The 13647-nt window shown below is 45.3% G+C and carries 10 protein-coding genes; 3 read left to right on the top strand and 7 right to left on the bottom strand.

Annotated features, from left to right (window positions below; translation table 11 throughout):
* Nucleotides 1–3 precede the first annotated feature (3 nt).
* The 3 genes from J6I44_RS13870 to J6I44_RS13860 all read left to right on the top strand — a co-directional run bounded on the left by J6I44_RS13870 (nt 4) and on the right by J6I44_RS13860 (nt 3894).
* Nucleotides 4–1440: a restriction endonuclease subunit S gene (locus J6I44_RS13870; RefSeq protein ID WP_265766747.1), complete on the top strand. Its 1437-nt coding sequence runs from the start codon at nt 4–6 to the stop codon at nt 1438–1440.
* A gap of 297 nt (nt 1441–1737) precedes the next feature.
* Nucleotides 1738–2361, top strand: coding sequence for a transposase (locus tag J6I44_RS13865; RefSeq protein ID WP_265766746.1), 624 nt, complete (start codon nt 1738–1740; stop codon nt 2359–2361).
* 57 nt (nt 2362–2418) lie between these two features.
* The gene (locus J6I44_RS13860; protein WP_265766745.1) at nt 2419–3894 is read left to right on the top strand and encodes a type I restriction-modification system subunit M; all 1476 of its coding nucleotides are present in this window, start codon (nt 2419–2421) and stop codon (nt 3892–3894) included.
* A gap of 390 nt (nt 3895–4284) precedes the next feature.
* Here the strand turns inward: J6I44_RS13860 and J6I44_RS13855 are convergent, their stop codons facing one another.
* From J6I44_RS13855 to J6I44_RS13825, 7 genes are all read right to left on the bottom strand, one after another.
* Nucleotides 4285–4857 (bottom strand): RNA polymerase sigma factor, encoded by a 573-nt coding sequence (locus J6I44_RS13855; RefSeq protein ID WP_265766744.1) that lies wholly within the window; start codon nt 4855–4857, stop codon nt 4285–4287.
* Nucleotides 4858–5157: 300 nt separating this feature from the next.
* The gene (locus tag J6I44_RS13850) at nt 5158–6303 is read right to left on the bottom strand and encodes a carbohydrate-binding family 9-like protein (protein ID WP_265766743.1); all 1146 of its coding nucleotides are present in this window, start codon (nt 6301–6303) and stop codon (nt 5158–5160) included.
* A gap of 7 nt (nt 6304–6310) precedes the next feature.
* Complete coding sequence (locus tag J6I44_RS13845; protein WP_265766742.1) at nt 6311–7303, bottom strand: SMP-30/gluconolactonase/LRE family protein; 993 nt, start codon at nt 7301–7303, stop codon at nt 6311–6313.
* 54 nt (nt 7304–7357) lie between these two features.
* Entirely contained in the window at nt 7358–9529 is a 2172-nt protein-coding gene (locus J6I44_RS13840) for an outer membrane protein assembly factor BamB family protein (protein WP_265766741.1), read from the bottom strand.
* 16 nt (nt 9530–9545) lie between these two features.
* Nucleotides 9546–10919, bottom strand: a complete 1374-nt coding sequence (locus J6I44_RS13835) for an AGE family epimerase/isomerase (protein WP_265766740.1) — start codon at nt 10917–10919, stop codon at nt 9546–9548.
* Nucleotides 10920–10991: 72 nt separating this feature from the next.
* Complete coding sequence (locus tag J6I44_RS13830; RefSeq protein ID WP_265766739.1) at nt 10992–12389, bottom strand: mandelate racemase/muconate lactonizing enzyme family protein; 1398 nt, start codon at nt 12387–12389, stop codon at nt 10992–10994.
* A 49-nt stretch (nt 12390–12438) separates the two neighbouring features.
* On the bottom strand, nt 12439–13578 hold the full coding sequence (locus J6I44_RS13825) for a bile acid:sodium symporter family protein (protein ID WP_265766738.1): 1140 nt from the start codon (nt 13576–13578) through the stop codon (nt 12439–12441).
* Nucleotides 13579–13647 lie beyond the last annotated feature (69 nt).

Here is a 13647-nt window from a genome sequence, read left to right as displayed (position 1 = left end):
CTAATGGAACTTACTGAGCATAAGATCGTTGATTCAAAAGATTGGAAAACTGTAAAACTAGAAGATGCTTGTGAAATATTAGATAGCGATAGAATTCCAATTAATTCAACCGAACGAAATGAAAGGATAAAAGGAAAATCAGAAGAAGAACTATATCCGTATTATGGAGCTACAGGTCAAGTTGGATGGATTGATGATTATATATATGATGGTGAGTATGTTCTCCTTGGAGAAGATGGTGCACCCTTTTTAGATTCACTTAAGAACACGGCATATATAGTAAAAGGTAAAATATGGGTAAATAATCATGCTCATATTTTGAAAGCTTATGATTCTAATAAGTACCTTTGCTACTATTTAAACTACATTGACTATAGAGATTATGTCTCGGGCACAACCAGACTAAAGCTTACACAAACATCAATGAAAAAGATTGATGTATTACTCCCCCCTCCCTTCATACAACATCGCATAGTTGAAAAAATAGAAGAACTTTTCTCCGATCTCGACAATGGCATTGAGAACCTCAAAAAAGCCCGGAAACAGCTTGAAACCTATAAACAGTCCGTCCTTAAAGCCGCTTTTGAAGGCAAGCTGACAAAAGAATGGCGGGAGCAACAAAAAAATTTGCCTACTCCAGAAGAACTGAAGCGACAAATAAAAAAAGAGCATAAAAATTACCGAGAGCAACAGCTTAAGGAATGGGAGCAGGAAGTTGAGGAGTGGCAAGAACAGGGAGAGCCGAGACGGAAGCCCCGCAAGCCGAGGAAAATGCCCGCTTTCAAAGCAATAAAAAAGAATGAATTAGAAAATTTGGATAACATTCCTTCTTCTTGGTTATGGTTGAGAACACAAGAAATCGGTGAATGGAATGGAGGTGGCACTCCAAGAAGAAGTAATGCTGAATATTGGGAAGATGGATCAATACCCTGGGTATCTCCCAAAGATATGAAGCGAAAAGATATTGCTACAACCCAAGACCTGATGACAGAAAAGGCATTGTCTGAAAGTTCGTCTGCAAGAATGGTAGATAAAGGATCTGTCCTTTTTGTTACACGAAGTGGAATTCTGAGAAGAACATTGCCGGTAGCTATTGCAAAAAATGATTTGACTATTAATCAGGATTTAAAAGCCCTTACCCCTGTTGTAGATATGTCACCAGAATATATCTACTGGTATTGCAAAGCGAATGATTTCAAAATTAGAAGAGAATGCTCTAAAGATGGGACAACGGTTGAAAGTATTAAAACGCAGGCAATAAAGGATTATCCTATACCGGTATGTTCTCCAAAAGAACAAGAAAAACTAATTGATGAAATTGAATCAAAAGTTTCAATTATCCAACAAGTAGCTACCACAATTGAACAAGAATTAGTAAAAGCAGAGTCCTTACGCCAAAGCATTTTAAAGAAAGCGTTTGAGGGGCGATTGGTAAATTGAAAAGGATTATCATTTAATTGACATCGCAAAAATTATTAAATAGCAGGGGTTGACCTGCGTGCCAACCCGATAAAGTGGATTGTCCTATTCGGGGCGATCACGTGGGATCGCCCCAACGGGAACCGGGGTTATCCCAACTGGGTACGAATTCAAAAATCGTAGGGGGCGATCCACGTATCAGCCCTGAAGAAAACGATAAAAAACCAAGATATTGTCTCCGTTAGAAACGATAACCAAGGATAAAAAATACCCGAATTCGGATTATATATATTACTATTAGCAATAATTGGTTGACCAATGACCTACGACCCCAAAAAACATAACCGACGTTCCATCCGCCTGGAGGGTTATGATTATGCCTCGCCGGGGTTGTATTTTCTGACCCTGTGCCTGCAAAACCGTGCCTGCCTGTTCGGGAATGTCGAAAATGGCAAAATGATTTTAAATACCGCTGGCCTGTTAACAGATGAATGGTGGAATAAAATCCCTGAAAAATTTCCCAACGTCCGGTTAGATGTTTACCAGATCATGCCTAACCATTTTCACGCCATCGTCGAAATTATCGATTCCGATAAAACCGTAGGAGCAGGCCCGCGTCTCTGCCCTGACAAAAACGACCGCCATAATCAGGATGGACACGCGGGTCCATCCCAACCGGCATCGCCCCAACGGGATTTTGAACCGCGGCAGGCGTCTATTCCGAAAATTGTTCAATGGTTTAAAACCATGACGACCAATAAATATATTAAAGGCGTCAAAAATGGCCAGTACCCGCCATTTGATCGTAAATTATGGCAACGCAATTACCACGATCACATCATCCGGGATGAAGAATCATTAGAACGTATCCGCTATTATATCACCCACTACCCGACCCAATGGCAAAAAGACAACAATAATCCTCAGAATATCAATTTTTAGTACAGATTGACCCGTGTGTCAATCCATTAATAATAAATCTATAAATCTGAATATAAAATGACTACGAACGGTATTGTACAGAAGGTTTGGAATTTTTGCGACACCCTCAGAGATGATGGGGTTGGCTACGGGGACTACCTGGAACAGATTACCTATCTGCTTTTTCTCAAAATGGCCTGGGAATACAGCCAACCGCCTTACAACAGAGACACCCACATCCCCGAGGAACATAACTGGAAAAGTCTCACTGAGAAAAGCGGCTCAGAGCTTGAACAGCATTATGTTACGCTGCTTCGGGAGTTGGGTAAAAGAGAAGGCATGATCGGGCAAATATTCGTCAAAGCACAAAACAAGATTACCGATCCGGCCAAGCTGTATAAGCTTATCCAGATGATTGATGGCGAAGATTGGGTGATGCTTGGGGCTGATGTGAAGGGCGATATTTATGAAGGCCTGCTGGAGAAAAATGCTGAGGATACCAAGAGCGGGGCTGGACAATATTTTACACCCCGTCCGCTTATCAAGGCTATGGTGGAATGCGTACAACCGGAGCCTATGAAAACGATCGGAGATCCCGCTTGCGGGACCGGTGGATTTTTCCTGGCTTCCTATGATTTTATCCTCGACAATTACGAGCTGGATAAAGAGCAGAAAGAGTTTTTAAAATATGATACCTTCAAAGGCTGGGAGATTGTGGCCAATACCGCACGGATGTGTTTAATGAATCTCTTCCTGCATAACATTGGGGATCTAACATCCGAACCGCCCATAGAACGGGAAGACAGCCTTATCTCTGATCCCGGTGACCGCTTTGATTACGTACTGGCGAATCCGCCCTTCGGTAAGAAAAGCAGTATTACCATCACCAACGAAGACGGTACCCAAAGCAAAGAAAAACTGACCTATAACCGTCAGGATTTCTGGACGACCAGCTCCAACAAGCAGCTTAATTTTGTCCAACACATAAAGAGCATCCTTAAAAATACCGGTCAGGCTGCTGTGGTTGTTCCTGATAACGTCTTATTTGAAGGTGGTTCCGGTGAAACCGTTCGCAAAAAATTGTTACAAACAACAGATCTGCATACCATTTTAAGGTTACCGACCGGTATTTTTTATGCCAACGGTGTCAAAGCAAATGTGATATTCTTCGATGCCAAACCGGCTTCTAAAGATGCCCAAACGAAAGAAGTATGGTTTTATGATTATCGGACCAACGTCCATCATACGCTGAAGCGTAAACCGATGACTTATGAGCATTTAAAAGATTTCATTGAATGCTACAAGCCCGGTCAGCGCCATAATAGAGAAGAAACCTGGAACGAAGAAAATGAGGACGGCCGATGGCGAAAGTACACGTATGAAGAGATCATCGATCGGGATAAAACCAGCTTGGATATCACCTGGATTAAAGATGACAGTCTAACTGATCTGGAAAACTTGCCGGAGCCTGAGGTACTGGCCGGGGATATTGTTGAAAATTTGGAAGCCGGATTAGAAAGCTTTCGTCAGATTGTGGATGAATTAGACGAGTAAATAAGTATCAATGCACTATACCCAGCCAGCTTCATATCGGTTTCTGGAAGGGTATATTTACGAAAAACGGTTACAGTATCTGAAAATCGATTATTTTCGGGCATTATTTACAAATATCGATTACCAATTATATTGATACCAATATTACAAAAATTGATTACTTTTTATAAAAATCGTTTATATAAGGGGGTGTTTTTATTAAAAACGTTTATATTTTGTATGGAATATCCATTTAAGATTACACATTCAATACAAAATGCAGATAGCAGAATTCTTAACTACGATAGGCATTGTATCAAGGTTGGAGAATATCGCTACTGCACTGCATATGATGCAGTTTAGCGAGGCTATCGAAAGGTGCAGATAAGTTGCTATTATTAGCTTAGCAATTTACAGGAAAGAAGAGAATTTGTCGCGAAGCGTTTTGAGGGCTCTGCAAATCTGTGTATCAACGGTATTGACGGATATATCAAGTTTTTCAGCTATTTCTTTGTAGGTCATCCCTTCATAACGACTTAGCATAAACACCAGGCGACGCTTTTCCGGAAGATCTTCGATAGCCTGTTTCACTTCTTTCAGCATCAATTTCTTGTGGAGACGATCATCGATTTTTTTCCCCAGGATGGGAATACTATGGAGCGCTTTCTTTTCTTCTTCCCACTCCCGAACCACTTTTTGGTGACGGCTATGATCTATGGCAAGATTCCGGCCCACTTTATAAATGTAGGTCTTTATTTTTTCATTGGGATTTAAAGCATCCCTGTTTTCCCAGACTCTCACAAACACTTCCTGAACCAGGTCTTCCGCGATTTGATTGTTCTTCACATATCCCCACAAAAAACGGTGTAAGCCCGAATAATACCTGCGGAAAAGCTTTTCAAAAGCTTCCTCATCATGATTCTTTATTTGCTCAACGAGGGTATTATCTGTCGGCAAAGAATTAAATTTAGGAGCAGAATCCACAGTGGCGTTTTTCTCTTAGGATGTGTTCTTTAAATCCCGGTTTTATTCTATCAAATAATCCTTTTAACAAATTACTAATAAAAAGATAACAATCAACTTTTAAGCCATGATTTTGGCTTTTATTCCCATTTATCCTCAATTTTTCAGATAAATTAATTACCCAAGATTTCTTTCTCCGTTTCTGTTCAGGTAGCGTGCTGAATACCGCGATCTGCCCGCTCTGGAACCACTTGTGAACAGGGAGACTGACTAACGTTAACCAGACGAAAACTATTAATATTTTGCGAGTAATCATCTGTGTTAATTGCTCCAAATTCTACCCAAATGGTTGATATGCCAAACCGTTTCGCTTTCCTTAATCATAAGCGTTATTTGAAAGAGCGACCGGGTTGTTTCTACCATAATACGATCTTGATATTCAGCCCACAATGGATCTTTAATATTCAGGGCCTGGATATTATTGGGAAAATAGCCATGGTATGATTGAAATTCCTTCATCTCATAATAAAGTTGTCGTAATAACCATTTATACGGCTGCCCCGGATCCGCTTCAAACGGCACCTCGTCGTCGCCCACTGTTGCTTCTGAAAACTGTAGCAATCCCCACATTTCGGGATAGTGAATATTTATAATGCCCTGGGGCGACCATACGGAGTAATCCGGGGGATAAGGTTTGTTGGTTGTGGGATCTTGGGCAAGCTGATATTCTCCATCTGTAACTTCTAACCGTCGTTGTGCTCGCTGAAAGTTCACTTTCCACTGGTCGCCATCAGATAAAGACTGCTTGTCCGTATCCAATGCCAAAATCGACGGGATAGGGATGGCATACTCGAGCGACCAGCCTTCATCCTCTGGGCCCGGCTCGTTGATAGTTCCATCCAGATGCACGGCGGAATGATAATTCAACAGATTGTAGTCGCTTATCCCTTGTCCGCCATCCCGGTAGGGTCTGGACAGATAGAGGTCCCAGATGGTGCCCAACGCATTGATTTGAAGCTCAATATAGTTGTAGGTGTCTTTATCAGGATCGATAAATATCTCAAACGCATTGGCCAAATGTAGCGGCATATCCCGTTCATGCATCGTGCTCCACAGGTGGGGATCTTCCAGGTAAGCTCCCACATATAAATAGTCCTCATCCCAAAGTACCTTTACTTTGGTCGCATATTCTGGCATAACATTTCCTTTGCTCGCTGCTTTTACAAAGGAATCTGTCCATTTTGCCTGCTGCCACGAAGCTTCATCCATTTTCCCATCGATTGTTATTGAGTCTCGGGTCTGATAAACCACATATTCTTGGGGAGCAAAAGGTGTTTGTGGAACTGGAAAGTTACGGCTTTTTTCCTGACCGTAGATCAGGCTTGGAGCACCTAACAAAAGGCTCATCCAAATGACAAAAGCTGTTGATAGACTTGGTTTGTCCAGTGTGTGCAGGAATGTTACCATAAAATCATCACAACCCCTTTATTTGTACCGGAATACTGTAGATACCGTCTTGGGCAGTAATATACAATATTTGATTATTATTGCCTCCAAAACTCACGTTGTTCGAAGGAGTCGGTGTCTCTATGTTGCCCAGATACTTCCCCTGTGGATTAAAAATCTGTACTCCAACTCCTTTGGTCGTCGCCACATACACATTACCCTCCGTATCCACCGCCATGCCGTCAGCCCCGCTTTCTTCTTCCCCTTCAGCGAGCTTAAGTGCTCCAAAATCCCGTTTATTATGGACGGTTCCATCTTCCCTCACATCATAGGCCAGAAGATGACCGCCTTGCGTGTTCGCTACATACAGCGTCGTTCCCTCCGGTGACAGCGCCATTCCGTTGGGAAAGGGAATATCATCAATAACCCTGCTTAGTTCTCCTTCCTCATTTACATAGTAGACTGCTGGAGTTTCCTGCATCTTCTGGCCTCCTGCGATAAACTGTGAATCACTAAAATACAACCCTCCCTTTTGGTCCACGACGATATCATTCGGCCCGTCAATGCGTGTTCCGTTATATTTCGCCGCCACGGTATTGATTATTTGTCCATCGGTATCCAGCTCCACCACCTTATGACCCAGCATCTGGCAGGCATAGATGGTTCCTTTTCCGCTGGCTTGCAGGGTTGTGGTCACGCCATTATCCATGGCCAGGGTATCAATCGAGCCATCCGGATTTTGGCGCAGCGTGCGGCTGACCTCCGGCTGATCAAAATTATTATTGGTAAAATAGAGCCGCCCGTCCATAAAAAGCGGGGAGCCGGCAGTATCAAAAATATAATCGCCCGTTACCTTTGTCAGAGCAGCCCCAGGAGAGACAATAGCTTCCGGATGGTGCCCTGCCTCTGAGGCAGATACTTTTTGTTGCTCTTGGGGTTTTTGTTCCGACTTCTCACTACATCCTGTCATTATAAGCAAGACGGCCAGTATAGATAAAGAAACAAATGTGAGCTTTTTCATATTGGTATAGTATTTAAGGTTAACAAATGCTGGTCATTGACCTGTTCTTCAGCTTTAATCGGGCAGCGTAAAGGCCACATAGTAATCATCGGGCCTTGTTCCTCTGCCTCCTCCCACGGCTATCACAACGTACTGTTTGTCATTGCTCATATAGGTTGAAGGAGTTGCAAAACCTCCCGTTGGCAGTGTGGTTTCCCAGAGCAGCTCACCGCTATCCTTATCAAAAGCACGAAACTTCTTGTCTTTAGTCCCCCCGATGAAGACCAACCCACCCGCTGTAGCGATGGGCCCGCCCCAGCTTTCTAATCCTGTAGGATTTTTAGTTTCCAATTTAGGTTCCGTCCCCAGTGGAATACGCCACGCAATTTCTCCGGTATTTAAGTTGATGGCATTCAATGTTCCCCAAGGTGGAGTAACCCCCGGGAATCCATCGGGATCCTCCAAGCGGCTGTAGGCGGTTAAATTAATATATCGGCCTTCATTTTCGCTTTCAGCTACTCGCTGATGAACGCCCTCTTTATCAGCACGGGCATTTTCTCCTTGTTTGTATAAGAACGTAATAATTGCCTCTTTTTCGGCATCCGAAATATTGGTAAAAGCCGGCATCATGCCTCCGCCCTGCTCTATTACTTCTATCACTTCTTCCTCCGACCGCTGCTCTGCAATATTGGTCAATGGTGGGTAAATAGGATGCTGCCCCTCGAGGTCCCCTCCGTGGCAAGTAGCACAGTTTTGCAGGTAGAAGTTTTTACCCCGATCAAAAAGCGACTTGCCGGGTGCTGGTTCTCGTTTCACCTGCTTGACTGTAGTAATTTCGGGGGTCTCATTAGCATTGATGAAGAGAAAACCCGATTCCGGATCATATGCGGCCCCTCCCCAGTTAGCTCCTCCCCGAGTACTGGGAAACAGCACCGTTCCTTTGGGATCGGGCGGAGTAAAAAGTCCTTCGTTGCGATAGGTTTGCAGCTTAGCCTGAACAGAATCATGGGCTTCCGGCGTTCTGGTTGTAATATCTTCCTTATGGAGCCCCTGCCGAACGAAAGGCTCAGGTTTAGTTGGAATTGGTTGTGTTGGCCATGTCTGCTCAGATGCAATACTGGATGCAGGGAACGGCTTTTCTTCAATGGGAAAAAGGGGCTCGCCCGTTTCTCTATTAAATACAAATGTAAAACCCGTTTTGGTTACCTGGGCTACGGCATCGATCTCCCTGCCATCGTGTTCTACTGTTACCAGATTTGGAGGCGCCGGCAAATCATAATCCCATAAATCATGATGAACAGTCTGGTAGTGCCAAATGTATTCCCCTGATGTAGCATTCAAAGCCAACAGGGAGTTACCATACAGATTCTTTCCCTTTCGATCTCCGCCGTAAAAATCATAGACTGGCGAACCCAGCGGGATATACACAATACCTCGTTCCGTATCCAGGCTCATTCCGGCCCAGCTATTCACCCCTCCACGGTTCTGAAGCGAATCAGGGGCCCCGCCGGCCCATGTTTCCGCGCCGGGTTTTCCGGGCTGTGGGATGGTATGAAACGTCCACTTAATTTCTCCTGTCCGAACATTGTACGCGCGGATGTGTCCGGGTGCAGCATTGTATCCCTCTCCCACAGCGGACCCCATAATAAGCAGATCGTTGTGGATAATGCCGGGTGAAGACGCTTTGACGGAAATTTCATCCGGATTTCTCCCAAGCCCAACATTTAAATCCACTTTTCCCTGATTCCCAAAGTCTGTTATCAGTTCGCCGGTGGAAGCATCCAGTGCATAAAGGTTGGTGCCTGCTGAGAACAGTATCCGCTGGTCACTACCGTCTTCCCAGTACACAACCGATCGCATGTAACCACTGGCACGTTCGCCCTCAAAAGGATCAAAGCGCCACAACTCTTCTCCTGTTGCTGCATCCAAGGCAAAGACTTTCAGAAAGGGAGACGCCCCGTAAAGCACATCATCGACGACCAGGGGATTCGTTTCAATAGTCGAATAAGCCTCTTCTTCGGCATCTCCGACCTCGTATTTCCAGGCCACCTGCAGCTGGTCTACATTCTGTTTATCGATCTGCCTGAGCGCAGAATAGCTGGAACTGGCGGCATCACTTTTATATGTTGCCCAATTCCGATCCTCCCCGGATTGGCATCCGATCAGTAATAGCAGTAAAAGAACCGCAATACATCCGGGAAAAGCATAAGACTTTACGTTCCCCCGGCAGAAATCAACAATTTTCATAGACGGACAGACAACTCTATTCTGAATTTCTGTTTTGAATCATGGTTTCCAGAAGCTCCTTCGATCTCAGCAATCCTCGTACCGTATGGTAGTTCCCTTTCCAGATCGAAGCCTTGGACGCTCCCCGGACTTCGGGGTCTTCATCGATTCCGCTCCGGTACCAGCCGCCATATTCATGGTCGAGCATGTATTCCTTAATATAGGCCCACTGTTTGGCAAAGAGATCGAAATAGTTATGCGGATCATCGGGAAAATACCGGGCCATAATCAACAGGGAATGCAGGGCTTCTACCTGTGACCACCACTCTTTGGATGTTGAAGTCACCGTCAGGCTATCATCGCCCTGGAAGTAATAGCCATAATCATATATGCCTCCGTCCTCATGATCCCAAGCATGCTCAATGGTATGATCGACCATTTTCTTGGCCTTCGATAGAGTAGAATCTGCCTCAAAACCCAGGGCATGCGCGGCCTCCAGTAACAAGAAAGCTGTCTCAATATCGTGCCCAAAGGTAATATGGTCGATGTCTTGATTTTCCTGCTGCAGCGTGCGGGATGAATCTTCATACGTCACCGGCTGCCAATCAGCGCGAAAATACAGGTTCATATATCCTTGGTCCGTCACAATGGAATCGCGTACAATCCTGAACATCTCATAGAGCCGGTCTCGCACAACGCTGTCGGGCCATACCTGGTACAGCTCAGCCAACGCTTCCAGGATATGGATCCCGCTGTTGTAATCTTTGGCAAGCCCGGATTCATAAGGCTGACCTTCGCGTGTAAGACTATTAAAATAGCCTCCATGCTGCTTATCATAAGATCCTTTTTCAAGCCAGTTAAACGCCTTTTTAGCCAAGTCCAGGGCTTCTTTATTTTGAGACACTTCGTAGTACGAGGCCAATCCATAAATGGCAAACGCATTGCCATATAGCTGCTTCCGGATGTTGCCGGCCTCATCAGGCAGCACCTTGCCATCTCTACTCACAAGATCATAAAATCCGCCGTACTCCTTATCCCACATTATATTTTGCAGAAACTCAAAACCATGCTGTCCGTATTGTACGAAATCTTTGTGTGTGCTATCATGGCGGGCAACTTTAGAGCTGGACCATACATGCCGCGCCTGGGTGACAATAAATTTGTCTTGAGAACCCGAAAGCTGCCAGTCACGGCTAAACTGGCTTAGAAAACCGCCATATTCCTCGTCAACCGTCCGGGGATACCACAGCTGATATTGATCATTGAGTACGCTATCAATCTCAGCAGCAATCTTTTTTTGTTGAAAAAGCAAATTTAGGCTTGAATCAGCCTGCTTCTGTTCGCATGCTGATGATATCACCAATACCAAAAAGCCTGCTATTATCGTGTACCACTGGACGAATGACCTCATAAGTTTCAATTTTATTTTCAAGTAAATTAGGATGGAAGAATGAGTAGCTGTTTTTTAAAGTCATCCAATAACCTAACTCCATAAGCGATCCCAAGATTGCGATTCGTCCCATTCCGGGGTTGGTTCGAAAAAGCCTATCTCCTGATCCATGTGTTTCTTCACAACCTCTTCATTAAGCTCTACCCCAAGACCAGGTTTTTCGGGCACCGGCACATACCCATCCTGAACAATCGGCTTTTTTACGCCCGTAACCAGATCATCGTACCAGGGCGTATCTACGAAATGATGCTCCAACCACAGAAAGTTTTCAGTTGCTGCGGCTGCATGAACAGCGCCTAAAAAAGACACTGGTGAAGAGGCGTGGTGCAGCTGCATGGGGATGCCTTGTTTTTGAGCATAGTCCCCAATCTTTTTCGTCTCCAGCAGGCCGCCACAGCCGACCGGGTCGGGATGAATCACATTAATCGCCTGGTTATCGATCAGTTCTTTGAATCCCCCTTTGAGCATAAATATATCTTCGCCCGTTTGGGTTGGAGTTGTGGTTGAATCCGTAATTCTCTTCCACTGGTTGGTGTAGGTCCATGGAATCAGATCTTCCATATAGGCCAGGTTATAAGGCTCAGCAGCCCGGGCCAGCTTAATAGCTTCGTTAACCCCAAAATGTCCCCAGTGATCGGTGCCCATCGGAATTTCATAACCAATCTGCGACCGCATGACATCCACATACTCCATCAGCTTGTCAATCCCTTTTTCGGTAACTTGTACCCGCGTAAAGGGATGCTCCGTATTTGAGTAACTGCCCGGTATAGAATTCCAGCCGCTCATACCGCCCGGCCTGTTTTTCCAGAACTCCGCATTTACAAGTGCCCCTTCAACATCCTCAACCAAGCTGATGCCGATATCCATCTTCAGGGAAGTATAGCCGGCATCGACCCGCTCCTGCATGCGACGAGCATACTCCTGTGGATCTTTGGACATGGTGGTATCGCAGTAGATACGAACCTTATCCCGGTACTTGCCGCCCAGCATTTGATATACCGGCACGCCATACGCCTTACCGGCTAAATCCCAGAGGGCGGTCTCTACTCCCGAAACACCTCCGCCCTGGCGCCCATGGTGGCCAAACTGGCTTATAATTTTAAAGAGCTTTTCAACATTACACGGATTTTGTCCCAGGATGCGGCTCTTAAGCATCAGGGCATAGCGATAATCACCAATATCGCGGACATCCCCGTGCCCAACGATGCCCTGGTTGGTATAAATTCTGATGATTGGAGTCCGCAGGACTCTCGTCACCCGTAAATCTGTAATCTTTAGATCTGAAGGACTGGAATTCTGCTGTACATTTTGAGTGGCATAGGCTACCTGATCTTGCATTGGAGCCAATGTGAAACCGGCCAAACTTAATCCGCCTAATCCCATCTTTTTCAAAAAACTCCGGCGACCATTGCTACTACTATTTTTGTTCATAAATCCCTTTTCTCTTACTTATACTTGTTGTTAACATTTAAACTTCTCATCATTTAGACTCACTAACCGTTGGTGTGGGTTCAGCCTGAGGCGACTGTTCGGAACCCTCTTTTTTCAGGGCCTTTCGTCGCCACCAGTTAGCTAAAGTCGAGCCGGATACATTCATCCATGGACCAAAGACGGCCGGTGCCAGCCCAACGGTGGCAATTTTGCCCATTTCAGCGGCCAGCCCGGAAGCCATCCCTCCGTTCTGCATCCCTACCTCCAGGGCAATGGTACGGCACGATTTCTCGTCCATCCCCAACATTCGTCCTCCCCAATAACCCAGGAAGTAGCCCACAGCATTATGAATGATAGCTGCCAGAACCAACAGCAGTCCGATAGAGACTAATGAATCTCTTCCAGCGGCGGTAATGACGGTGATAATGACGGCAATGCCGACCATGGAGACCACCGGCATTATATCATCCAGCCATTTGGCTTTACCATGCAGAAAGTGGTTAAATATCAGTCCCAGTACGATGGGCAGAATAATCATATTGAGGATACTCCACATCATACCCAAGGCGTCAATGGGCACAAACTGGCCGGCCAAAAGCTGCATCAGCATTGGTGTTACAAAGGGCGAAACCATAGTAGCGACAGCTGTCAGGCTGATGGAGAGAGCTAAGTCTGCCTCGGCAATAAAGGCCATTACATTGGAGGCTACCCCGCCCGGACAGGATCCGATAAGTACCACACCAGCGGCTATTTCGGCTGGAAAGCCGAAGGTCAGTGCCAGACTGATACCCACCAGCGGCATAATGGTAAACTGACAGGCCATCCCGACCAACACACCACGTGGACGTTTCAGGACGCCTTTAAAATCACTCAGGCTCAACTGGGTGCCCATCCCAAACATAATGAGTTGAATAAGGGGAACAATCAGCTGGCTGGTATCGAAGCCACCGACCTCAACAATCATGGCCGGATAAAACATCGCCAGTGAGACGGAAGCAAAAATCCAGATGGAAAAAGAAAATGATTTAAATAACGTATCCGTACTCCGAACGCCCAGAGCAAGGGCTACGAACATTGCGATCGTCAGCGGACCGATTACTCCCGCTCCAAAGCCTGCCACTAAGGCAATCAATATTGCGAGGAAAAAGCATCCACTTAAATATAATAGCGCCCGATAAAACGTCTGCATAACTAAATATTTTAATACTTAACGTTATATTTTCCGATAATAAGAATAAAAGCCATGACCGAATTTCTC

Source organism: Fodinibius salsisoli, from assembly GCF_026229185.1.
Lineage (GTDB): Bacteria > Bacteroidota > Rhodothermia > Balneolales > Balneolaceae > Fodinibius > Fodinibius salsisoli.
Note: the sequence above shows the minus strand (reverse complement) of the source record. Positions and strands in the feature narration are given on the sequence as shown.

Excerpts from the sequence above, each read along its gene's own strand:
- J6I44_RS13870 (WP_265766747.1), top strand. The coding sequence starts at position 4 with ATGGAACTTACTGAGCATAAGATCGTTGATTCAAAAGATTGGAAAACT.
- J6I44_RS13865 (WP_265766746.1), top strand. The coding sequence starts at position 1,738 with ATGACCTACGACCCCAAAAAACATAACCGACGTTCCATCCGCCTGGAG.
- J6I44_RS13860 (WP_265766745.1), top strand. The coding sequence starts at position 2,419 with ATGACTACGAACGGTATTGTACAGAAGGTTTGGAATTTTTGCGACACC.
- J6I44_RS13850 (WP_265766743.1), bottom strand. The coding sequence starts at position 6,303 with ATGGTAACATTCCTGCACACACTGGACAAACCAAGTCTATCAACAGCT.
- J6I44_RS13845 (WP_265766742.1), bottom strand. The coding sequence starts at position 7,303 with ATGAAAAAGCTCACATTTGTTTCTTTATCTATACTGGCCGTCTTGCTT.
- J6I44_RS13840 (WP_265766741.1), bottom strand. The coding sequence starts at position 9,529 with ATGAAAATTGTTGATTTCTGCCGGGGGAACGTAAAGTCTTATGCTTTT.
- J6I44_RS13835 (WP_265766740.1), bottom strand. The coding sequence starts at position 10,919 with ATGAGGTCATTCGTCCAGTGGTACACGATAATAGCAGGCTTTTTGGTA.
- J6I44_RS13830 (WP_265766739.1), bottom strand. The coding sequence starts at position 12,389 with ATGAACAAAAATAGTAGTAGCAATGGTCGCCGGAGTTTTTTGAAAAAG.
- J6I44_RS13825 (WP_265766738.1), bottom strand. The coding sequence starts at position 13,578 with ATGCAGACGTTTTATCGGGCGCTATTATATTTAAGTGGATGCTTTTTC.